The following is a 20,364-nucleotide window of genomic DNA, read 5'->3' on the forward strand; positions in this document are numbered from 1 at the left end:
GCTCAGCGCCCGCCGTCGCGGTCGCTCGTCAATCTCGACACGCGGGCTCGACCCGCCGCGATAGCCGCCCCGACGGCCGCGCCGACCGCGTTGACCGCGGCGTCTCGCAACGCGAACGACCGCCACGGGATCGGCGCCTGGACGAGTTCGATCCCCAACCCGAACGCGACCGCGCCGCCGGCAGCGAGGAGCGGTCCAAATCGATTTCCCCGCGTCACCGGTACGAGCAGCGCGGCGAGGACCGCGTAGCCGACGAGGTGAAACTGGTCGGTGAGGCCGACCCCGGCGGGGAGGACGTCGAGGACGCCGCCGAGCGCGCTCCCTCCACCGCCCGACGACCCCGGGACCGGAACCACGGACGCGACGAGCACGACGAGCGCGAACGCGAGCGCCCCTCCTCGGTCGCGCCCGATCGCTCTCAGACGGCTCGCGACCCCTCCCGGACGGCGTCCGGTCGTCTCTCCCCCTCGGTCGGTCACGCTCGCGCTTCGTCTCGCCGGCAATTATGCCCTGCGGCATCGCGATATTCGGCGTCTGACGCGGGGTACCGACCGAAACCGGTCGTTCGCACTACCCGGTCGCGGCAACGTGAGAACCGTTCGCATCCCGCCGCAGTCCGCGAGTATTCACGCGGGGAACGCTCGATCCATTCATAAGCGCCGTGCCGCCGCCGCCTCCCGTTTGGTAACCGGTTCCGGTTGCGTCCCGAGGTGAACACCTAACACGCTGTGGTCCGTCTATAATGAACGAGCATTACATGACTGAAATGGGCGGCTACAGAGACCGTGTGGCACAGGTCGATCTCGGCGGTGGCGAGGTCAGCTACCGCGGGATCGACGACGACGACGCGGAGAAGTACATCGGCGCGCGCGGGCTCGGCGTCAAGTACGTCTTCGACAAGGGGCCCGACGTGGACCCGCTGGGACCGGAGAACCGACTGGCGTTCATGACCGGCCCGCTGACGGGCACCCAGACCGTGATGAGCGGCCGGATCGCGCTGGTGACGAAGTCCCCGCTGACGGGGACGGTCACCGACTCGCACCACGGCGGCTGGTCCGGGGCGCGGCTCAAGTGGGCCGGGCTCGACGGCATCCTGCTCGACGGCGAGAGCGACGAGCCCGTCTACCTGTTCGTCGAGGACGGCGACGTGGAGGTACGCGACGCCTCGCACCTCTGGGGGCAGGGCGTCCACGACACGATCGACCAGCTCGGCGAGGAGGTCGAGGGCAAGGTCGGCCGCGACGTCTCGGTGATGGCGATCGGCCAGGGCGGCGAGAACCAGGTGCGCTACGGCTGCGTCATCAACGAGGACGACCGCGCCTCGGGCCGCGGCGGCACCGGCGCCGTGATGGGCGCGAAGAAGGTGAAGGCGGTCGTCGTGAAGTCGGGCACGGACATGCCCAAGCCCGCCGACCCCGAGACGTTCCAGGAGGGGTACCAGCAGGCGATGGAGGTCATCCGCGAGTCCGACGTGACCGCGCCCAACGAGGGCGGGCTCTCGATGTACGGGACCAACGTCCTGATGAACGCGACCGAGGAGATGGACGGGCTCCCGTCGAAGAACGCGAAGTACACCTCGACCGAGGCGTACCACGACGCGGAGGGCGTCGACATCGAGGCGGAGCGCGTCTCCGGCGAGAACGTCCGCGAGAACATCCTCGTCGACGAGCCGACTTGTCACTCCTGCCCGGTCGCGTGTAAGAAGGAGGTCGAGGTCAACGTCACGCACAAGGGCCAGGACATGAACGTCCGCACGGAGTCGTACGAGTACGAGTCCGCGTGGGCGCTCGGTCCGAACTCGGGGCACTCCGACCGCGACGAGATCGCGGTCATGCTCCAGCGCTGTAACGACCTCGGCATCGACACCATCGAGGCCGGCAACATGATGGCGATGGCGATGGAGATGAGCGAGGAGGGCAAACTCGACGGCGTCGGTCACCTCGACTGGGGCGACTCCGAGACGATGATCGACCTCATCGACGAGATCGGCCACCGCTCGTCGGACCTCGGCGACCTCCTCGCGGAGGGCCCCGAGCGCGTCGCCGACGCGAAGGACGCGCACGGCAACAAGCTCTCCGTCAAGGGGCAGACGATGGCCGCCTACGACCCGCGCTGTATGAAGGGCATGGGGATCGCGTACGCGACCTCCAACCGCGGCGCCTGCCACCTGCGCGGCTACACGCCGGCCGCCGAGATCCTCGGGATCCCGGAGAAGGTCGACCCGTACGAGTGGGAGGGCAAAGGCGAGCTCACCGCCACCTTCCAGGACCTCCACGCGGTGTCAGACTCGTTCGACATCTGTAAGTTCAGCGCGTTCGCGGAGGGAATCGAGGAGTACGTCCTCCAGTACAACGGCGTCACCGGCCGCGACGTCACGGAGGACGAGCTGTTCGAGGCCGGCGAGCGCGTCTACAACCTCGAACGCTACTACAACAACCTCGCCGGCTTCGACGGCGCGGACGACACGCTGCCGAACCGGTTCATCGAGGGCCACCCGGACGCCGTTCCCGGCACCGGCGCCAGCGAGGGCGAACTCGTCGAACTCGACCAGCTGAAGGCCGAGTACTACGAGACCCGCGACTGGGTCGACGGGGTCGTCCCCGACGAGAAGTTGGAGGAACTCGGCATCGACATCGGCCCCGGCACCGGCGTCTCCGCCGGCGACTCCGCGGCCCCGGCCGACGACTGATCGACGCCGCGTCCGCCGACCCGCGTTCATTTTTAAGTGTCTCACGCCGGTAGCCCCGGCCATGTCGCATGACCCGCTCTCGCCGTCCGAGGCCCTCCGCACCCGTGCCGGCACGGTTCTGGGCGCCGTGAGCCTGTTCGTGTTCGTCTACTCTCTGTTGATCGTCGGACAGATCCTGCTCGGGATCATCGCCGTCGCGGTGCTCTCGGTCGGCCCGTACCTCTCGTACCGGGTGTTCGCGGCGCTCGACTCGCTCGCCGACGCCGCCCAGCGTATCGCCGCCGCCCGCGAGCGGGAGGCCGACGCCGGCGGCTCGCGGTTCGACCGCCCCGTCGACCGCGGCGACGCGACCTCTCGGGATCCCTCCGCGGAGCGAGCGACGGAGCGCGAGCGCTGACGGAACCGTCGTTCCGGTCGGCGATAGTGGCCGGTCACGCCGTCGCGACGCCGACACGGCCGCGCCGAGCGCGCCTCGCGAGCCTCAGCCGAACACGACGAACCGGAACAGCCACAGCGTCCCCATCCCGGTCGCGATGGTCGCGAAGACGTTCTCGGTCCGCCACGCGACGGCGCCGGCGACGGCGCCGGCGATCAGCCGCTCGTCGAGGAGGGTCGCGGCCACCGACGGGCGCAGCGTCACCAGGTCTGGGAGGACGAGCGCCGCGAGGACCGCGGGCGGGACGTACCGAAGCGGCCGCTGAACGCGCGTCGGGACCCCGTCGATCCGGCCGAACAGGTAGATGAACGAGAGGCGGATCCCGTAGGTCAGCACGCCGATGACGAGGATGGCGACCCACGCTCTCGGCGAGGCGACGAGCCCGCCGACCCCGCCGGTCACTGGCCCGCGACCTCCGTTGCGAGCCCCGCGCCGATCCCGCACAGCGCGCCGACGAGCAGCCCGAGGTTGAGCGGGAGCCCGGCCGCGACGACCGCGACCGCGCCGCCGGCGACGCCCGCGACGGTGGTCGGGCGGTCCTTCATCGCCGGGACGAGGAGCGCCAGGAACACGAGCGGCACCGCGAAGGTTAGCCCCCACGCGTCGGGGACGCCGGCGCCGAGGACGACGCCCGCGACGGTGCCGATCTGCCAGACGATCCACAGCGAGGCGGCCGCGCCGAGGTAGTAGCGCCACCGGCTCCGGTCGGGGTTCTCGCCGAACTCGGCCACCGAGAGCGCGTACGCCTGGTCGGTGAGGAGGTACGCGAGCCCCGCCCGGAGGCGGCGCCCGTAGTCGGCGAAGTGCGGCGCGATGGATGCCGAGTACATCAGCATCCGGAGGTTGATCACGACGGCCGTCCCGACGACGACCGCGAGCGGCGCGTTCTCGCCGAGCAGGTCTAGCGCCGCCAGCTGGGAGGCGCCGGCGAACACGATCACCGACATCCCGACCGCCTCGGCGAGGCCGAGCCCCGCGTCGACGGCGGCGATGCCGGCCACGAGCGCGAACGGCGCGACCCCGAGGATGAGCGGCGACACGTCGCGGACGCCGGCCAGCAGGTCCTCGTCGAGGACGGAGTCGGACACGGCTACTTCTCCCGCGGGTACGGCGGCTCGTCGTACTTCGCCGCGAGGTGGTCCGCGTGCTCCAGCTTCGTGTTCGCCTTGCGGAAGGTGCCGAGCAGGGTGTGGATCTCGCGTTCCGTCGGGTGCGCGCGGCCGAGCAGCCGCCGCATCAGCAGCGCGTTCTTCTCGCGGACGTGGTCGCGCTGCCCCGTCGCCGCGAGGAAGTCCTCGAAGAACCCGTGGAAGCGCTCCACGTCGGCCTCGGGCGCGCGGGTGACCTCGGTGTCGGGCAGCTGGGTCTCGCCGACCGTGAGGTCGCGCAGCTCGTACAGCAGGACGGTCGCGGCCTGCCCGAGGTTGAGGACGGGGTAGTCGTCGTCGGCCGGGATCGAACACACCTCGTCGAGCCGCGAGAGCTCCTCGTTGTTGAGCCCGCGCCCCTCGCGGCCGAAGACGATGGCGGTGGGCGCGTCGACCGTCTTCAGGGACTCGCGGAGCTCGACGGGCGTCTTGAACGGGAAGCGCTCGTGGCTGCGGTCGTCCTCGCCGGTGATCGCGGTCGTGCCGACCGTGTGGTAGTTCGCGACGACCTCGTCGAAGGTGACCTCGTCCGCGTTCGGCAGCACGTCCTCCCGGGCGTGGCCGGCGAAGCCGTACGCCTCGCCGTCCTCCCGCAGCTCCGGCGGGTCGACCAGCTTGAGGTCGGTGAGGCCGAAGTTCTTCATCGCCCGCGCGATGGTCCCGACGTTGCCCGGCGTCTCGGGCTCGACGACGACGACCACGGGCTTCCGCCGAGCCGCCGCGCCGTCCGCCGAGTCGGATGCCTCGGCGTCAGTCGGGTCCGCCGCCCCCTCGTCTTCTTCCGTGGCCGGCGCTCGCTCGTCGCCGCTCATCGGTCCGACGGGTAGTCGGTGGAGAGGTCGAGGTCGGACTCCGCCAGCTCCTCCTCGGTCAGTTCCTCGCGGTCGGTCTCCTCGCCGCGGGCGAGTTCGAGGATGTCGATCCGCTCGCCCTCGAACCCCTCCTCGATCCGCTCTTGGACCTCCTGCTGGTCGGGCAGGTCCGGGAGCCCGTCGGGGTCCTCCTCGACGTGCTCGACGGAGCCGTACCCCTCGGGGGCCTCGTTGCCGGCGGCGACCCACTCGTGGAAGCGGTCGGCGAACTCGACGGACCCCTTGTGCTCGCTGCCGCCCTCCTCGCGGAACCAGTAGAGCAGGTCGGGCTCGTGTTCGGGACAGAGCAGGACCTCGCCCTCCGGCTCGCCGTACACGATCTCCGCCTCGTTACAGCGGTGGACCTCCGCCTCGCCGTAGTCGAGGTAGCAGACGTCGCAGGGCTCCTCGACGAGGCTGACGAGCCGCAGGAGCCGCTCTCGCGGGTCCTCCGGGATCTCGTCGAGGGGCTTCAGCTCCTCGTCGTCGCTGAATATCTCGTCCTCCTCGAAGCGCCACCCGCGGAGGCCGATGCTCACTTTCGCCATGTTCACGCTACGCTCCGGCGGCGATAAAAGCGCGTCCTTCCCGGCACGCGGACGGTCGCTGCGCCGCGCCGGGGCCGCGGCGTCCGCACGCGCTCGCCGCCGACGCGGTCGCTTATATCCCCGGCCGCCCTCGTTCAGGGCATGAGACGGCGGCGACTCCTCGGACTGACCGCGGCCGGAACTCTCGGCGCCGCGGCGGGCTGTCTGAGCGGGGGCGACGCGGCGGACGACGGCGACGCAGCAGCTGATAGCGACGGAGCGAGCGGCGGCGACGCGGACGGGGAGAGCGAGTCGACCGGCGACGGCGGAAGCGGAGACGGGGAAGACGGGTCCGCGTGGCCCACCGGCACCTACGCCGACTACGAGACGACGACCGTGACCGTCGAGGGGACCGACGGGGCGGAGCACGGGTCGGTGACCGCCGCGCTCGCTGACACTCGCGACAAGCGCTTCCTCGGGCTCAGCGACGCCGAGTCGCTCCCCGAGGACGGCGGCATGCTGTTCGTCTACGACGCCCCCAAAGACTCTCTCACCTACGTGATGCGCGAGATGGACTTCGGCATCGACATCGTCTACGTCGACGGCGACCGGAAAATCGTCGCGATCCACAACGCGCCGGAGCCGGGTCCGAACGAGGACGGCGAGGAACAGCGGTATCCCGGCTCCGGGCAGTACGTGCTCGAAGTCCCCTACGAGTGGACCGACCGGCACGGCGTGTCAGTGGGGGACTCGCTGGCGTTCGACCTGTGAGGGCGTCTCAGCGGGGTCGGTCGGCCGCCGCCGCGTCGAGCATGTTCAGGTCCGTGGTCCGGGCGACGGCCACCGCGAGCACGACGCTCATGACCGCGAAAAGCGCCGCGACGGCGAGGGCGAAGACACCCACGCCGACCGTGACGAGCAGTTGACTCCCGAGCAGTTCCGCGCCTATCGTCGCGAGGAGAGCGGCCGAGGCGAGTCCGAGCAACCGGTACTCCGTTTTCGTGTACATATCCCGGATAGGTGACGAACGGCATTAAGACGTGTCCGACGGCTGCCCTCGTGTCCCATACTGACACGTATCGGGGCGTCTGCGGACGGATTCTCGGCTCGTTCGGCGGCGCGTCTTCGCCCGCCGGTCCGTCCTCGTACTCCGCCCGTTTCTCACCTCGTCTCCCCCGACTATTCCCCCCGTTTATGTCGCTCGCGCCCGTGGTGATCGTATGCGAAACGTGGACGCCGCGGGACTCGGGATCGGCGACGACCACCCGCCCCGGATCATGGGCGTGCTCAACGTCTCGGAGGAGTCGCCGTACGACCCCAGCGTGTACGACGACCCCGGCGAGGCCGCCGCGTACGTCGACGAGGAGCTGATCGGCGAGGGCGCCGACATCGTCGACGTGGGCCTCGAATCGGCCAACAAGGACCTCGACGTGCTCTCGGCCGAACAGGAGCTCGACCGGCTCGACACCGCCGTCGAGACCCTCGAATCGACCTCGGGGGACGCCGTCTGGTCGATCGAGACCCGCTACCACGAGGTCGCCGACGAGGCGCTCTCGCGCGGCTTCGACATGGTCAACGACATCTGCGGGTTCGCCGACCCGGAGATGCCCCGCGTCTGCCGCGAGCACGACGTGGCGGTCTCGAAGATGGCCTCGCCGCCGGACCTGGAACGCCCGGGCGCCATCGAGGACGTGGACGACATCTACGAGGCCCTCTCGATGAACGGCCTCACCGACAAGACCATCCTCGACCCCGCGTTCGGCGGCTGGTCCGAGGCGAAGACCCACGAGGACGACCGCGAGACGTTCCACCGCCTGCGCGAGTTCCGCGGCTACGGCCGCCCCCTGCTCGTCTCGATCAACCGCAAGAGCTTCCTCAAGACGATCGCCGGGCGCAGCACCGAGGAGGCGCTCCCGGTCTCGCTCGCCGCCACGTCGATGGCCGTCGAGCGCGGCGCCCACGTGATCCGAACGCACGACGTGGCCGAGACGCGCGACGCCGCCCTGATCGGCGCCGAGTTCGCCCGCGACCGCTACGCCGGCGGAAGTGACGACGCCGTCGCGGTCACGGAGCTCGACGTGACGACGGTCCGGGAGGCGGGGCGTCACCTCGACCGGATCGGCGCGCCGCGGGCGGCCGACGGCGAGCGCGACCCCGCCGAGGCCGCGGTCGTCCGCACCTACGAGCTCGACGGGCTCGGCGACGCCGCGGTCGGCGCCCTGCGCGCCGCGACCGTCGGCGGCGACGCGAGCGCCGCGGCGTTCGCGCTCGGCGATCCGAACCGGGCCGGCGTCCCGACGACTCCTCCGACGACCGACGGCGGGACCGGCGACCGCGCGAACGGCGGATCTCCCGGCGACGCCCTCCCGGACCGTCGCCGCGGCCTCCTGATCGGGGCCCCGGACGCGATCGAATCGGTCAGAGAGTCGGTTTCCGGCGTCTCCGACGCGCTCGACGCCGCGCTCGACGGAATCGCCGCCAACGTCAGTTAAGAGAAAGTTTATGCCCTCGTGTAGACAACCGATCGACCGGACGCCGGAGGGGCACGCGGGTAGGGGTACTCTGTGCCACTCCGGCCCATACCATAATTCGACCGGCGAGCGGCGGCGCCGGTCAGCGCGGAGACGGGATCCCGCACGCGGAGTGACCCGTCCGTGAACTTCGCGACCTTCGAACCCGTCTACGAGGCGATCCTCGCCGACTTCGGGTTCGACCGGGCCGCCGACGAGCGAGCCCGGGACCTCGCCGCCGACCTCGCGACGTCGTTCCCGCTCGCCCGCCTGGGCGACTGGGAGGGGGAGACGGTCGCCGTCGCTGGCGCGGCGCCGTGCCTCGCCGACGAGGTCGCGCTCGCCCGCCACGCCGACGTCGTCGTCGCCGCCTCCGCGGCGGCCGACGTGCTCGCCGACCGCGGCGTCGACGTCGACTGTCTGGTGACCGACCTCGACAAGAACCCCGAGACCGCGGCGTCGCTGACCCGCGAGGGCGTCCCCGTCGCCGCCCACGCGCACGGCGACAACGTCCCCGCCGTCCGCGAGTGGCTTCCGCGCTTCGCCGACGAGTGGACGCTGGCGACGACGCAGGCGGCCCCCGTCGGCCCGGTCCGAAACCCCGGCGGATTCACCGACGGCGACCGGGCCGCGTTCCTCGCCGATCACGCGGGGGCCGGCGAGCTGGTCTTCCCCGGCTGGGACTTCGACGACCCGGCGGTCGACCCGATGAAGGCGCGGAAGCTCGACTGGGCGGCGCGGCTGCTCCGCTGGCTCGAACGCCGCCGCGGCGAGGCGTTCGCGGTCCTCGACGGCCGGCGCGACGCGGCCGACGCCGCGCTGGACGAGATCCTCGGCGACGGGAGCGACCGGGAGCCCGGCGACGCTTAGGCCGTCTCCCCTTCGACGCGCGGCTCGGGGTACAGCTCGCTCTCGTCGCGCTCGCCGATCCAGTCCGCCAACTGGACGAGCTGGTCCGCGGCCGCCTCGAACAGGCGCTCCGCCTTCTCGGGCGTTACGTCGGTCGGGTCGCCGAACGCGCCGTTCGGGGAGTTGTCGACCGCGTCGTAGAAGGTGCGGGCGCCGTGGACCGTCGTCTCCGCGCTCGCGAGGTCGACGAGGCCGTCGTCGCGGGCGTCTTCGAGCCGGTCCTCGCGGACGAGGTCGGGCGCGATGTGGGTGATCATCGCCGTCTCCTTCGGTCCCGCGTGGGGACCGTTGTGTTCGAACAGGTCGTCGACCAGCTCCGGGATCGACTCGTCCCACATCCACTCGACGGCGTAGGCGACCTCGTCCTCGTGGAGCCGACGCCCGACCTCGCGGAGGTGCTGGACGTTGCCGCCGTGGGCGTTGACGAACACCACGCGGTCGATCCCGTGGTACGCGAGGTTCCGCGAGAACGACTCGACGTAGTCCCGGAACTCCGGCGGATCGACCCACATCGTCCCCGGGAACTGTCGGTGGTGCGGGCTGACGCCGACGTTGATCGTCGGCGTTCGGAACGCGTCCGACCGCTCGGCGGCCGCCGTCGCGAGCGCCTCGGCGATCAGGTGGTCGGTCGCGAGCGGGAGGTTCGGTCCGTGCTGTTCGGTCGAGCCGAGCGGGACGAGCGCGACGGAGCCGGGAGCGAGCGCGTCGTCCAGCTCCGGCCAGGTGTGGTCCGCGAGGTACATACCACCGCCTCGCGCGCGACACGTATCAACCCAGCCGTCTCGGTCCGGTTCGCCGGGGTTCGGCCGGGCGGCGTTCCACCGGCCTCGCCGCGACCGCGCTCCCGCGGCACGCCGCCGCTTCGGCCCGTGTCGACACCCTTTTTGTGTCGTCCGGCCGAATCGGGTGGCATGTTCGGAGGCGGCGGCATGAACCCGCGCAAGATGAAACAGATGATGAAACAGATGGGGATCGACGTCGAGGAGCTCGACGCCGAGCGGGTCGTCATCGAGACGGCCGACGGCGACGACCTCGTCTTCGACGGCGCCCAGGTGACCAAGATGGACGCCCAGGGGCAGGAGACCTACCAGATCGTCGGCTCGCCCGAGTCGGTCGCCGACGCGGGCGCGGGCGGCGCGACGGCCGTCGAGGGCGGCGACGACCCGGCGCTCGACGACGCGGACGACGGCGACGACGGCATCCCCGAGGAGGACGTGAAGCTGGTCGCCCAGCAGGCGGGCGTCTCGAAGGAGGCCGCCCGCGAGGCGCTGGAGGCGGCCAACGGCGAGCCCGCGCGAGCGATCTCCGACCTGCAGTGACGGACGCCGCGTACCTGCTCGTCCACGAGGACCGCGAGTACCTGCTGGAGCCCGGCGAGGAGTTCGGCACCGACCTCGGCGTGATCGAGGTCCCCGAGGACGTCGCGGCCGGCGACGAGGTCGAGACCCACCTCGGCACCGTCTTCGAGGTCCGCGCGCTCCGCGGCCCCGACCTGTTCAACCACCTCGAACGCACCGGGGCGCCGATGATGCCGCGCGACGTGGGCCTCGTGATGGGCCACACCGGCGCGTCCGGCGGCGACCGCGTCCTCGACGCCGGCACCGGGACCGGCATCCTCGCCGCGTACCTCGGCCGGGCCGGCGCGGACGTGACCACCTACGAGGTCGACGCCGAGTTCGCCGAGGTCGCCCGCGACAACATGCGGACGGCGGGCGTCGCCGACCGCGTCGAGGTCCGCACCGGCGACCTCACCGACGAGCTCGACGCGCTCGCCGACGGCGAGCCGTTCGACGCCCTCACGCTCGACACGGGCGACGCCCCGGCGGTCGTCGAGCGCGCGGACGACCTGCTCGCGCCCGGCGGCCGCCTCGCCGTCTACTCGCCGTTCGTCGAGGGCACCCGCGAGGCGGCCCTCGCGGCGCGCGAGGCCGGCTTCGACGAGGTCGAGACGCTGGAGACGATCCAGCGCGAGATGGACTTCTCCGACCGCGGCTCCCGCCCTTCCACCGCAGGCGTGGGGCACACGGGCTACCTCGTGTTCGGTCGGGCGCCCTGACGCCGGCGCGGCGACCCCTTCCCCCCGACGCCCGCGCTCACCGGCGCAACGCTCTTTCGGATCGCGGCAGTGACGACGTGTGTGACCGGCGACGACGCCGAGACCGGGACCGACGCCGACCCCGCGACCGACGCTGAGACCGAGAGCGAGGGGTCCGAACCGGCGGGCGACGACGCCGGCGACGGAGCCGAGGTGTCGGACGTTCTGCCGCGTCCCGACGACCCGCTCGCCGAGGCGGTCGAGACCGCGCTGGCCGGCCGGTCCGCGGTCGTCGCCGTCGGCGTGCCGATCCGGCTGCTCCCGTCCGTGCTGGCCGCTCGCGAGCGCTCCTCGGGCCCGCCGTGGCGGGTCGCGTGCCGGCCAGGAGTCGTCGACGCGCTCTCGCGCGCGCTCGTCCTCGGGAGCGCCGTCGCCGAGGCGGTCGAGACCGACGAGATACGGGTCCGGACCGGCGACCCGCTCGGCCACGGGACGGGCGGGACGCTGTTCGCGAGTCCGGATCGCGCCGACGCCGTCGTCGGCCCCCGCGGGGACCGGACGCTGGCGACGACGGCCGACGCCGGGTCCGACGCGGTCGACGGCGACGCCGAGGCGGTCGACGGCGCTCGCGCGACGGCCGAGTCGCGCTTCGACGCGGCGACACCCGAGACGGTCGGGATGCCCTCGCGGACGCGACTGCTCGCCGCCGCGCGAGAGGCCCTCGACGACCGCTTCGCCGACGATCTGGAGTCGCTGCTCGCGGCGCTCGACCCCGGCGAGTTCGGCCGCACGACCCGGCCGTCCGACCGGACGCTCCTCGTCGCGCTCGCGGCGCGTCACGACCACCTCTTCCGCGACCTGCGGACGTGGGTCGGGACCGACGGCGTCGGGATCGCCCCCGCACAGGAGTTCACCGGTGACCGGCAGGCGCTCGTCAACCGGGGACTGATCGAGTCGGTCAAGGTGCCGATGGGGCCGGGACGTCCGATGCTCCGGCTCCGCGCGGTCGACGACGCGCTGTTGCGAGCGCGGCCGGAGGAGGTGCCGGACGTCCTGGAGGGTCGGTTCGCGCTGCCGACCGACGCGGACGGCCGGGTCCGCGACGACGCCCGTCGGGGCGAGCGCCGCCCCGTCTGGGAGCGTCGGCGCTGGTGACGGACGGCGTCGAGTCGGGGCCCGGTGTCGGGCGACGTGGCAAGAACTAACTCTCGGCGGCGCGCCCACACTGACATGACGACGTTCTCCGACAGGGTCGAGCGGATCTCGATAAGCGGGATCCGCGAGGTGTTCGAGGCGGCCGGCGACGACGCGATCAACCTCGGGCTGGGCCAGCCCGACTTCCCGACGCCGGACCACGCCCGGCGGGCCGCGGTCGACGCCATCGAGTCCGGGAAGGCGGACGCCTACACCGAGAACAAGGGCACGCGGTCGCTGCGGGAGGCCATCGCCGAGAAGCACCGCGCCGACCAGGGGATCGACCTCGACCCGGGTAACGTCATCGCGACCGCGGGCGGCAGCGAGGCGCTTCATATCGCCCTCGAAGCCCACGTCGACGCCGGCGACGAGGTGCTGATCCCGGACCCCGGGTTCGTCTCCTACGACGCCTTGACGAAGCTGACTGGCGGCGAGCCGGTTCCCGTGCCGCTCCGCGACGACCTCACCATCGACCCCGCCGCGATCGAGGACGCGATCACCGACGACACGGCGGCGTTCGTCGTCAACTCCCCCGGCAACCCCACCGGGGCCGTCTCCTCCGAGGAAGACGTGCGCGAGTTCGCCCGCATCGCGGACGAGCACGACGTGCTCTGTATCTCCGACGAGGTGTACGAGTACACCGTCTTCGACGGCGAGCACCACTCGCCGATGGAGTTCGCGGAGACGGACAACGTCGTGGTCGTCAACTCCGCCTCGAAGCTGTTCTCGATGACCGGCTGGCGACTCGGCTGGGTGTACGGGTCCGACGAGCGCGTCGAACGCATGCTCCGCGTCCATCAGTACGCGCAGGCGTGCGCCTCGGCGCCGGCCCAGTACGCCGCCGAGGCCGCGCTGCGCGGCGACCGCGGCGTGGTCGACGAGATGACCGCCTCCTTCGAGCGCCGCCGCGATATCCTCCTCGACGGCTTCGAGGATATCGGAATCGACTGCCCGACGCCGCAGGGCGCGTTCTACGCGATGCCTCGCGTCCCCGAGGGGTTCGTCGACGAGTGTATCGACCGCGGCGTGGTCGTCGTCCCCGGCGAGGCGTTCGGCGAGGGCGGCGCCGGCCACGCGCGGATCTCGTACGCGACCGACGAGGCGGAGCTGCGCGAGGCGCTCGACGTGATGGCCGAGGCGTACGCGGCGGTCCGCTGAGCCGGCGGCGGACCGCGCCGACCGGTCACTCCGCTTCCCCGCCCGTGATCCGCAGGTAGCGCTCGTAGTACTCGTCGCCGTAGCGGATCAGCTCCTCTCGCCCCTCGCCGACGCCCCCGTCGTTCCGCATGTCCCCGTCGAGGAAGTGACGCGCGTCGAGCGCGCGGACCAGCTCCGCGTAGGCGTCGGAGTACGGGTGCGTCTCGCCGTACTCCTCGACCGCCGCGCGGTCGACGATCCGCCGCGCTTCCGAGGAGAGCGCGTCCGGGTCTATCCTGGGGCCGACGAGCCGCGCCCGGAGGATCGATTCCATCCGCTCGGGGCGCTCCGCGACGGGCTCGGCGGTGGGCCGGTAGACGGCCTCGTGGAACCGCTCCCGCTCGATATCCACTCGGTACGTGGTCTCTCGGTAGGCGACGCGCTCGGGGCCGTCGTCGTCGAGCAGCGCGCTCTCGGAGCGGGCCGCCTCTGACCGGTACACGTAACCGCCGCGCTCGACCAGCCCGACCGGGTACCCGCCCGCGTTCCCGCGGGCTCGCGCGGCGAAGTAGGCGATCCGGACCGCGCGCCGGTCGGCGTCGGGGAGGTCCCCGCCCTCGCCCCCGTCGACCGCCGATCCGCCGTCGCCGTCCGTCGCCGTCTCTCCGTCGTCGACGGCGTAGAGTCTGAGGACCGGATACGCCTCTGCGACCTCGCCGACCACGACCGATCCGAGCCGGTGATAGGTCCCATCGTCGAGCACGTACGCCGGATCGTCCGGGGTCGCGAAGAACGGCCTGCGATGGCGGGTCGTGTACGGTTCGCCGGCGAGCGCGGCGTCGAGCGCCGCCTCGTCCCACGCGTCGGCCGGGGCGTCGCGGTCGCGGACGTACCGGTCGCGAAGCGACCCGTCGACGCGCGACAGCGACAGCGAGAGCTTCGCGCCGCCGCTCGGACCGCCGTCGTCGGTCCCGAGACAGCCCGCGACGGCGCCGACCCCGCCCGCGAGGCCGGCGGCGAGGAGGCGGCGACGAGTCGCCGTGAGGTGTTCCATACCCGGTCCTCGTCGGGGCGACGGGAAAGCGGTTGGCGAAGCACAAACGCCCGCTTGAGTGACCGAGGACGCTCGCTCGGAGGCGCGGCCCCGGAGCCGCTTCACTAATTACTTCGGGTTATCCGAGCTCTACGGAGAGTTTCCGCAAGTTATACTGCCGCCGACGGAGTAGCGACGGGCAATGGACCGGAACATACAGGTCAGCCGCCTCGACCGGCAGGCGGTCGAGGACCAGGAGGTCGAAATCGTCGAGCGAAAGGGGATCGGTCACCCCGACTCGATCTGCGACGGCGTCGCGGAGTCGGTCTCGCGGGCGCTCTCGCAGCTCTACCTCGACCGCGTCGGCAAAGTCCTCCACTACAACACCGACGAGACGCAGCTCGTCGCCGGCCGCGCGGCCCCCGCGTTCGGCGGCGGCGAGGTCGTCGAACCTATCTACATCCTCATCGTCGGCCGCGCCACGAAAGAGTACGACGGCGAGCAGCTGCCCGTCGACTCGACCGCGCTCGCGGCCGCCCGCGACTACCTCGCCGAGGCGATCCCGGAGCTGGAGTACGGCACCGACGTGGTCGTCGACGTGAAGCTCGGCGAGGGGTCGGGCGACCTCCAGGACGTCTTCGGCGAGGAGACGCAGGAGGTCCCGATGGCCAACGACACCTCCTTCGGCGTCGGCCACGCGCCGCTCACCGAGACGGAGACCATCGTCCACGAGGCCGAGCGCGCGCTCAACACGACCTACCACGACGACCACCCCGAGCTCGGCCCCGACGTGAAGATCATGGGCAAACGCGAGGGCGACCGGATCGACATCACCGTCGCCGCCGCGATGGTCGACGCGTACGTCGACGGGCTCGACGAGTACGACGACGCGGTCGCGTCCGTCCGCGAGTACGTCGACGAGCTCGCGCGCGAGTACACCGACCGCGAGGTCAACGTCGACGTCAACACCGCCGACGACTACGACGAGGGCTCCGTCTACCTCACCGTCACCGGCACCTCCGCCGAACAGGGCGACGACGGCTCGGTCGGTCGCGGGAACCGCGCCAACGGGCTCATCACCCCGAACCGCCCGATGTCGATGGAGGCGACCTCCGGGAAGAACCCCGTCAACCACATCGGGAAGATATACAACCTGCTCTCCACCCGCATCGCCGAGTCGGTCACGAGCGAGGTCGACGGGATCCGCGACCTCCAGGTCCGACTCCTTTCGCAGATCGGCCGGCCGATCGACGAGCCGCACGTCGCCGACGCGCAGATCGTCACCGAGGACGGGGTCGCGCTGGGCGACATAGAGGACGACGTGCTCGCCATCGTCGACCGCGAGCTGGCCGACGTGACGGACGTGACCCGCAGCGTCATCGAGGGCGACGTCTCGACGTTCTGAGGGCGACTGGCGGCGGTCCGCCCGAGGTTTCTACAGGCGAGGCGCCGTAGCGATCGCCATGGCCGACACCCCGACCGACGTCGACCTCAAGGCCGACCTGACCGACGACGTGGCCCTCGTCACGGGCGCGACGCGCGGGATCGGCGCCGAGATCGCCGCGGAACTCGCAGACCTGGGCGCGACCGTCTACGCCGGTGCGCGCGACCCCGACGACGTGACCGCGGCGGACCAGCGCGCGGTCCGCCTGGACGTGACCGACGACGAGGAGGTCCGCGCCGCGGTCGACCGGATCTGGCGCGAGGAAGGCTCGCTCGACGTCCTCGTGAACAACGCGGGCGTGTTCCCCCGGTCCGGGCCGCTCCACGAGATGGACCTCTCGGACTTCGACCGCACGACGGCCGTCAACCTCCGCGGCCCGGTCGTCCTGACCAAGCACGCGCTGCCGCTGCTGCTGGAGGAAACCGGCGGTCGCGTCGTGAGCCTCTCGTCCGGGCTGGGGCAGTTCACCGAGGGGCAGATGGGCGGCGGCTACCCGGCCTACCGGCTCTCGAAGGTCGGCGTCGGCGGACTGACCGCGTACCTCGACGGGGAGTACGGCGACCGGGGTCTCATCGCGAACGCCGTCTCGCCGGGGTGGGTCCGGACGGATATGGGCGGCGACGAGGCCCCGAGAACCCCGTCGAAGGGCGCTGAGACGCCGGTCTGGCTCGCGCGCTTCGCGCCGGGGAGCCCCGCGGGCCATCTCTGGAAGGACCGCGAGCGGATCCCCTGGTAGCGTCGCCGACCGCAACGGATTTGCGCCGCCCGGTCCGAACCCCGGGCATGACGCGGGTGTGTCTCCTCGGCGACCCCGACGTGGAGCTCTCCTACGAGCTGCTCTCCCGCGAGACGGCTCGCGACGCGCTCGCCACCTACGACATCGAGGAGCCGTTCGAGAACAGCGTCGCCGTCGACACCGTGAGCCTCGGCGCCGCCGTCTCCCTGCTCAACGACCTCGACTGGTACCTCGTCCGCTTCGTCGCGGAGGCGCTCGTCTTAGAGCCGTCCGTCGCGACCGACGAGTGGCTCTCCCGCGACCTCGCCCGCGAGGTCCGCGACGGCGAGGTGCCGCCCGAGGAGACCGACCAGCACCTGAAGGTGTTCGGGCTCGTCGACGGGCGCCCGGTCGAGCCCCTCTTCGTCCGCCGGCGACAGGGCGAGACGCCCGAGTACGACCTCCGCGACGTCGAGGAGACCGTCGTCGTCCGCGTGAGCGAGTCCGAGTTCTCGGGGTAGGCCGGTCCCTCTCCGTCACTCGTCGACCTCGGCGAGGATCCGCGTCCGGACCGGGTCCACGTCGACCGGCGCCCACGCCTCCACGTCGTAGGTCACGTCAGCGAGCGTCTCCAGGCGGTCGTCGTCGCCCGCGCCTATCGCCTCGACCGCCTCCTCCCGCAGCCGTTCGAGCACCGCGTCCGCGAGCGCCTCCCGGTCGACCTCGCGGTCCGGCACGTCGAGGATGTGCGGGAGGTCCTCGGCGCCCGCCGGGAGCGTCGGGAACGCGGCCGGCCCGACCGCGAGCGTGGTCGACTCGTCGTTCCCCTCCTCGCCTGCCCCTCCGTCGCCGTTCGCGATGTCGTCCGCGCCGCCCCCGGAGAGCGCGCCGCTCGGCGCCGGCACGAGCGCGTACTCGGCGACCGCGAGGTCGATGGCGGCGTCGATGGCGTCCTCGTCGACCTCGGTCCGCTGTTTGAACGCCAGCTCGGAGAGCGCGCGCGACAGCTCCGCCCGGGTGAGCCAGCCGAACAGGTCGACGACGCCCGCGAGGTCGTCGCGCGCGGCGACGCTCGGCCCGCTCGCGTCCGCCATCGTCAGTCCTCCCCCGGCGCGGGCTCCGCGTGTCCGTCGTCGGTCGCCGAGCCGCCGACGGCGTCGCTCCCGTTGCCTCCCGAGGCGTCGCCGCGGACCGCCTCGAGGTCTTCCCCGGCGGCCTCTCGGACCTCGTCGGGGTCGACCGGCGCGTCCTGCCACGCGGGGAGCCGCGTGTCGGGGCCGGGCTCGCCGAGCGCCTCGGCGTAGGTCGCCACCTGCGAGCGCTCGTCGGCGGCGTCGTACGAGAGGCCGTTGAACGCGGCGTCGGCGGCGTAGCCGTCGACTAACGTCGCCGCCGCGTCGCGGTACCGGTCGGCGAGGCCGTCGTAGTCGACGTCGACGCCCGCGTCCTCGACCGCGCGCAGCGTCGCCTCGCCGACCGCGCGGCTCATGTCCGCGAGGCCGGTCGGCCCCTCCACGGATCGGTGGTCGTGCTCGTAGCGCCCGAGGTCGACCTGGGCGCTGTCCGCGAAGCCGGCGTGGCCGAACGCCTCCCCGAGCGTCCCGACCTCCAGCCCCCAGCCGCGCTGGACGCGGAGCCGCGAGACGAGGTCGCTCGTCGCCGCGAACTCCCCGGCGAGCGCGTAGCGGAACGCCGAGAGGTACTCCAGGACGGCCGGCTCTCGCCCGGGCGCGGCGTCGCCGAGCGCGCGGACCAGCGGCCGGAAGAACAGCCTGAACAGCCGCCCGTACAGCGAGCCGTCCTCGACGCGGGCGTAGTACCCCTTCGAGAAGGCGTAGCCGCGCCCCAGCGGGAACAGCAGGCGGTTGACGAACGCGGGCGAGTAGGTCTTGGTGTCGGCGTCGTGGACGACGACGAACTCCTCGTCGAGCGCGCGGCCGAGGGCGAGCCACACGTCGCGGCCCTTGCCGCGCTCGCCGTCGAGGCCGCGCGCCTCCAGCAGCGACGCGAGTCGGGGCCCGTCGCACCACAGCGTCTCGACGTCGAGGTCGAACCCGTCGAGCCAGTCGGCGAACGGCCCGGCGCGGTCGGCCGACGCCCGCAGGGGGACGATGACCCGGGCGGGGTCGACGGTCTCCAGCGTCGAGAGCACGCGCTCGGCCGCGAGCGTCCCGTACTCGCGCTCGGTCATCGGCACGACGACCGCCGCGCGGTCCGTCGGGGCGTCGGGCCGGTGGTCGGTCAACGCGTGGAGGGTCGTCACGCGCTCCTGAACGTACTCCATTTACCGATCACACGGGAGCGACGCCCAAAACAGGTGCGGTACCCCCGACCCGTTCGGCCGCTTCGAACGGGCCCCGCGCTCCGGTCCCGTCGCCGGCGGGGCCGCGCCGCCGCGTCAAACCGTCCGCGTCGAACCCGCCGCCCCGCCCGGGACGCGCCCGAGGCGGTAGAGGGCCGCGTACCCGGCGACGAGGAGCGCCAGCCCGCCGGCGAGCGCGAGGAAGACGGCGTCGTACCCCGCGCCCGCCTCGATCGCCTCGCCGACGACCCAAGAGCCCGCCGCCTGCGTGGACATCATCCCGGCCGAGAACATCGCGTACGCCGACGCGCGCGACTCGTCCGGCAGCGACGCCAGCAGGTACGTGTCGCCGGCCGGGAACAGCATGTGGATGGCGAACCCGACGACGACGCTCGCGGCGATCACCGCCGCGAGCCCCTGCGCGAGGACCACGAGGACGACGCCCCCCACGAACGAGGCGACGATGCCGAGCAGGTAGGGCACGTGCGGGAGCCGGTCCGCGAGGTCGCCCGAGACGAGGAAGGCGGGCACCCCGGCGGCGAAGATGACGGTCAGGAGGTTCCGGGCCGTCGCCCGGGGGAGCCCCTTGTCGATCATGTACAGCTCGTAGAAGTTGAACAGGCCCTGCCAGACGAAGCTCGTGAGGCCCATCAGCACGACCCCGGCGAGGATCAGCTTCCACTCGCCGCGGGCGGCCGCGAGGAAGTCGGTGTCGCCGGCCCCCGCGTCCGGGAGGTCGGTCCGCTTCGCGAGCGCGACGAACAGCAGCGTGCTGGCGGCCGCGGCGACCGCGAGCGCGTAGAAGGCGTAGCGCCAGTCGTACCACAGCGCGACGGTGACCGCGGGCGCGGCGATGACTGCGGAGAGCTGGCTGGCCATGCCGTGGACGCCCATCACGCGACCGACGCGCTGGGGGAACAGCTCCGAGATGAACGGGTTGGCGGCGACGAAGTAGACGCCGGAGGCCAGCCCGACCGCGAAGGCGGCGACCATGAGCGCGAGCACGGTCGGCGCGAGCGCGACGCCGAGCGCGCCGGCGGTCAGCATCGCGCCGGAGACGACGATCACGCGGCGCCGCGTGAACCGGGTGAGCGCCCAGCCGGCGGGGAGCCGCGGGGCGGCCGAGCCGAGCCACGCGAGCGTGACGATGAGCCCGGCGGTCCCCTCGCGGATCCCGAACGCGTCGATGAACTCGCCCACGAGGGGCGCGAACACGACCCGGGCGAAGTTGACGAGGAAGACCAGCGCGCACAGCGATCCGAACAGCCTGGTCCGTGACACGGCGGCGATTCCGCGCGCCCGGACACAAGCGTTGCGAAAGCGCCCGGTCGGACGCCGAGAGGATTCAACCGCGGCGGGGGAGCCCGTACCGCCCCGCCAGCCCGCGGTTTCGCCGAAGTCGTCAGACCGATGTCGTACAGGGTTTTTATGCGC

At 72.2% G+C, this 20,364-nt stretch carries 23 protein-coding genes; 12 read left to right on the forward strand and 11 right to left on the reverse strand.

From position 1 onward, the window contains the following. Nucleotides 1-2: 2 nt before the first annotated feature. Nucleotides 3-479 carry a hypothetical protein gene (locus HPS36_RS13270; RefSeq protein ID WP_394353771.1) on the reverse strand — a complete coding sequence of 159 codons (477 nt, stop codon included), beginning with the start codon at nt 477-479 and terminating at the stop codon, nt 3-5. A gap of 278 nt (nt 480-757) precedes the next feature. Here HPS36_RS13270 and HPS36_RS13275 point away from each other — a divergent pair, with 278 nt between their 5' ends. Both HPS36_RS13275 and HPS36_RS13280 read left to right on the forward strand, forming a co-directional pair. Continuing rightward, a complete protein-coding gene (locus HPS36_RS13275) occupies nt 758-2,689 on the forward strand; it encodes an aldehyde ferredoxin oxidoreductase family protein (protein ID WP_173230830.1) in 1,932 nt (643 codons plus the stop codon). A 61-nt stretch (nt 2,690-2,750) separates the two neighbouring features. After that, nucleotides 2,751-3,086, forward strand: a complete 336-nt coding sequence (locus tag HPS36_RS13280; protein ID WP_173230510.1) for a hypothetical protein — start codon at nt 2,751-2,753, stop codon at nt 3,084-3,086. A gap of 84 nt (nt 3,087-3,170) precedes the next feature. Here HPS36_RS13280 and HPS36_RS13285 read toward each other — a convergent pair whose 3' ends face one another. The 4 genes from HPS36_RS13285 to HPS36_RS13300 are packed head-to-tail and all read right to left on the reverse strand — an operon-like array spanning nt 3,171 to nt 5,672. Next, the gene (locus HPS36_RS13285; protein ID WP_173230511.1) at nt 3,171-3,527 is read right to left on the reverse strand and encodes an AzlD domain-containing protein; all 357 of its coding nucleotides are present in this window, start codon (nt 3,525-3,527) and stop codon (nt 3,171-3,173) included. Then, complete coding sequence (locus HPS36_RS13290) at nt 3,524-4,213, reverse strand: AzlC family ABC transporter permease (RefSeq protein WP_137716174.1); 690 nt, start codon at nt 4,211-4,213, stop codon at nt 3,524-3,526. The genes HPS36_RS13285 and HPS36_RS13290 overlap by 4 nt, the downstream gene beginning before the upstream one ends. A gap of 2 nt (nt 4,214-4,215) precedes the next feature. Continuing rightward, on the reverse strand, nt 4,216-5,085 hold the full coding sequence (locus HPS36_RS13295; RefSeq protein ID WP_173230512.1) for an RNA methyltransferase: 870 nt from the start codon (nt 5,083-5,085) through the stop codon (nt 4,216-4,218). Continuing rightward, nucleotides 5,082-5,672 (reverse strand): hypothetical protein, encoded by a 591-nt coding sequence (locus tag HPS36_RS13300; RefSeq protein ID WP_053771412.1) that lies wholly within the window; start codon nt 5,670-5,672, stop codon nt 5,082-5,084. Before HPS36_RS13300 ends, HPS36_RS13295 begins: the two co-directional genes overlap by 4 nt. A gap of 141 nt (nt 5,673-5,813) precedes the next feature. Here HPS36_RS13300 and HPS36_RS13305 point away from each other — a divergent pair, with 141 nt between their 5' ends. Next, entirely contained in the window at nt 5,814-6,422 is a 609-nt protein-coding gene (locus HPS36_RS13305; protein ID WP_173230513.1) for a DUF192 domain-containing protein, read from the forward strand. 7 nt (nt 6,423-6,429) lie between these two features. Here HPS36_RS13305 and HPS36_RS13310 read toward each other — a convergent pair whose 3' ends face one another. Then, the gene (locus HPS36_RS13310) at nt 6,430-6,660 is read right to left on the reverse strand and encodes a hypothetical protein (RefSeq protein ID WP_173230514.1); all 231 of its coding nucleotides are present in this window, start codon (nt 6,658-6,660) and stop codon (nt 6,430-6,432) included. 211 nt (nt 6,661-6,871) lie between these two features. On the opposite strand from HPS36_RS13310, the gene folP reads away from it, so the two are divergent. Together folP and HPS36_RS13320 are read left to right on the forward strand one after the other, a co-directional pair. Beyond that, nucleotides 6,872-8,143, forward strand: coding sequence for a dihydropteroate synthase (folP, locus tag HPS36_RS13315; RefSeq protein WP_173230515.1), 1,272 nt, complete (start codon nt 6,872-6,874; stop codon nt 8,141-8,143). A 162-nt stretch (nt 8,144-8,305) separates the two neighbouring features. Then, nucleotides 8,306-9,031: a 6-hydroxymethylpterin diphosphokinase MptE-like protein gene (locus HPS36_RS13320; RefSeq protein WP_173230516.1), complete on the forward strand. Its 726-nt coding sequence runs from the start codon at nt 8,306-8,308 to the stop codon at nt 9,029-9,031. On the opposite strand, the gene HPS36_RS13325 is transcribed toward HPS36_RS13320, so the two are convergent. Further along, the gene (locus tag HPS36_RS13325) at nt 9,028-9,813 is read right to left on the reverse strand and encodes a creatininase family protein (RefSeq protein WP_173230517.1); all 786 of its coding nucleotides are present in this window, start codon (nt 9,811-9,813) and stop codon (nt 9,028-9,030) included. The genes HPS36_RS13320 and HPS36_RS13325 overlap by 4 nt on opposite strands. 168 nt (nt 9,814-9,981) lie before the next feature. On the opposite strand from HPS36_RS13325, the gene HPS36_RS13330 reads away from it, so the two are divergent. The 4 genes from HPS36_RS13330 (at nt 9,982) to HPS36_RS13345 (ending at nt 13,457) form a co-directional block, all read left to right on the forward strand. After that, nucleotides 9,982-10,389 carry a nascent polypeptide-associated complex protein gene (locus HPS36_RS13330; RefSeq protein WP_053771409.1) on the forward strand — a complete coding sequence of 136 codons (408 nt, stop codon included), beginning with the start codon at nt 9,982-9,984 and terminating at the stop codon, nt 10,387-10,389. Next, the gene (locus HPS36_RS13335) at nt 10,386-11,126 is read left to right on the forward strand and encodes a tRNA (adenine-N1)-methyltransferase (RefSeq protein WP_121564490.1); all 741 of its coding nucleotides are present in this window, start codon (nt 10,386-10,388) and stop codon (nt 11,124-11,126) included. Before HPS36_RS13330 ends, HPS36_RS13335 begins: the two co-directional genes overlap by 4 nt. Nucleotides 11,127-11,207: 81 nt before the next feature. Next, nucleotides 11,208-12,260 carry a transcriptional regulator TbsP domain-containing protein gene (locus HPS36_RS13340; RefSeq protein WP_173230518.1) on the forward strand — a complete coding sequence of 351 codons (1,053 nt, stop codon included), beginning with the start codon at nt 11,208-11,210 and terminating at the stop codon, nt 12,258-12,260. 75 nt (nt 12,261-12,335) lie between these two features. Continuing rightward, on the forward strand, nt 12,336-13,457 hold the full coding sequence (locus HPS36_RS13345; protein ID WP_173230519.1) for a pyridoxal phosphate-dependent aminotransferase: 1,122 nt from the start codon (nt 12,336-12,338) through the stop codon (nt 13,455-13,457). Nucleotides 13,458-13,482: 25 nt separating this feature from the next. Here the strand turns inward: HPS36_RS13345 and HPS36_RS13350 are convergent, their stop codons facing one another. Next, nucleotides 13,483-14,490, reverse strand: a complete 1,008-nt coding sequence (locus HPS36_RS13350; RefSeq protein WP_173230520.1) for a hypothetical protein — start codon at nt 14,488-14,490, stop codon at nt 13,483-13,485. Nucleotides 14,491-14,671: 181 nt separating this feature from the next. On the opposite strand from HPS36_RS13350, the gene HPS36_RS13355 reads away from it, so the two are divergent. The 3 genes from HPS36_RS13355 to HPS36_RS13365 are packed head-to-tail and all read left to right on the forward strand — an operon-like array spanning nt 14,672 to nt 17,149. Next, complete coding sequence (locus HPS36_RS13355) at nt 14,672-15,874, forward strand: methionine adenosyltransferase (protein WP_137716251.1); 1,203 nt, start codon at nt 14,672-14,674, stop codon at nt 15,872-15,874. 58 nt (nt 15,875-15,932) lie between these two features. Then, nucleotides 15,933-16,649 carry an SDR family NAD(P)-dependent oxidoreductase gene (locus HPS36_RS13360; RefSeq protein WP_173230521.1) on the forward strand — a complete coding sequence of 239 codons (717 nt, stop codon included), beginning with the start codon at nt 15,933-15,935 and terminating at the stop codon, nt 16,647-16,649. A 47-nt stretch (nt 16,650-16,696) separates the two neighbouring features. Then, nucleotides 16,697-17,149 (forward strand): DUF5804 family protein, encoded by a 453-nt coding sequence (locus tag HPS36_RS13365; RefSeq protein WP_173230522.1) that lies wholly within the window; start codon nt 16,697-16,699, stop codon nt 17,147-17,149. Nucleotides 17,150-17,164: 15 nt separating this feature from the next. On the opposite strand, the gene HPS36_RS13370 is transcribed toward HPS36_RS13365, so the two are convergent. The 3 genes from HPS36_RS13370 to HPS36_RS13380 form a co-directional block, all read right to left on the reverse strand. After that, nucleotides 17,165-17,722 (reverse strand): DUF7109 family protein, encoded by a 558-nt coding sequence (locus tag HPS36_RS13370; RefSeq protein WP_173230523.1) that lies wholly within the window; start codon nt 17,720-17,722, stop codon nt 17,165-17,167. Between the two features lie 2 nt (nt 17,723-17,724). After that, nucleotides 17,725-18,912, reverse strand: a complete 1,188-nt coding sequence (locus tag HPS36_RS13375) for a glycosyltransferase family protein (RefSeq protein WP_173230524.1) — start codon at nt 18,910-18,912, stop codon at nt 17,725-17,727. A gap of 114 nt (nt 18,913-19,026) precedes the next feature. Further along, nucleotides 19,027-20,211 carry an MFS transporter gene (locus HPS36_RS13380; RefSeq protein WP_173230525.1) on the reverse strand — a complete coding sequence of 395 codons (1,185 nt, stop codon included), beginning with the start codon at nt 20,209-20,211 and terminating at the stop codon, nt 19,027-19,029. Nucleotides 20,212-20,364 lie beyond the last annotated feature (153 nt).

Origin of the sequence: Halorubrum salinarum (genome assembly GCF_013267195.1) — an archaeon.
Lineage (GTDB): Archaea > Halobacteriota > Halobacteria > Halobacteriales > Haloferacaceae > Halorubrum > Halorubrum salinarum.

Excerpts from the sequence above, each read along its gene's own strand:
- HPS36_RS13275 (WP_173230830.1), top strand. The coding sequence starts at position 758 with ATGACTGAAATGGGCGGCTACAGAGACCGTGTGGCACAGGTCGATCTC.
- HPS36_RS13280 (WP_173230510.1), top strand. The coding sequence starts at position 2,751 with ATGTCGCATGACCCGCTCTCGCCGTCCGAGGCCCTCCGCACCCGTGCC.
- HPS36_RS13295 (WP_173230512.1), bottom strand. The coding sequence starts at position 5,085 with ATGAGCGGCGACGAGCGAGCGCCGGCCACGGAAGAAGACGAGGGGGCG.
- HPS36_RS13300 (WP_053771412.1), bottom strand. The coding sequence starts at position 5,672 with ATGGCGAAAGTGAGCATCGGCCTCCGCGGGTGGCGCTTCGAGGAGGAC.
- HPS36_RS13305 (WP_173230513.1), top strand. The coding sequence starts at position 5,814 with ATGAGACGGCGGCGACTCCTCGGACTGACCGCGGCCGGAACTCTCGGC.
- HPS36_RS13310 (WP_173230514.1), bottom strand. The coding sequence starts at position 6,660 with ATGTACACGAAAACGGAGTACCGGTTGCTCGGACTCGCCTCGGCCGCT.
- folP (WP_173230515.1), top strand. The coding sequence starts at position 6,872 with ATGCGAAACGTGGACGCCGCGGGACTCGGGATCGGCGACGACCACCCG.
- HPS36_RS13325 (WP_173230517.1), bottom strand. The coding sequence starts at position 9,813 with ATGTACCTCGCGGACCACACCTGGCCGGAGCTGGACGACGCGCTCGCT.
- HPS36_RS13330 (WP_053771409.1), top strand. The coding sequence starts at position 9,982 with ATGTTCGGAGGCGGCGGCATGAACCCGCGCAAGATGAAACAGATGATG.
- HPS36_RS13345 (WP_173230519.1), top strand. The coding sequence starts at position 12,336 with ATGACGACGTTCTCCGACAGGGTCGAGCGGATCTCGATAAGCGGGATC.
- HPS36_RS13350 (WP_173230520.1), bottom strand. The coding sequence starts at position 14,490 with ATGGAACACCTCACGGCGACTCGTCGCCGCCTCCTCGCCGCCGGCCTC.
- HPS36_RS13355 (WP_137716251.1), top strand. The coding sequence starts at position 14,672 with ATGGACCGGAACATACAGGTCAGCCGCCTCGACCGGCAGGCGGTCGAG.
- HPS36_RS13360 (WP_173230521.1), top strand. The coding sequence starts at position 15,933 with ATGGCCGACACCCCGACCGACGTCGACCTCAAGGCCGACCTGACCGAC.
- HPS36_RS13365 (WP_173230522.1), top strand. The coding sequence starts at position 16,697 with ATGACGCGGGTGTGTCTCCTCGGCGACCCCGACGTGGAGCTCTCCTAC.
- HPS36_RS13370 (WP_173230523.1), bottom strand. The coding sequence starts at position 17,722 with ATGGCGGACGCGAGCGGGCCGAGCGTCGCCGCGCGCGACGACCTCGCG.
- HPS36_RS13375 (WP_173230524.1), bottom strand. The coding sequence starts at position 18,912 with ATGGAGTACGTTCAGGAGCGCGTGACGACCCTCCACGCGTTGACCGAC.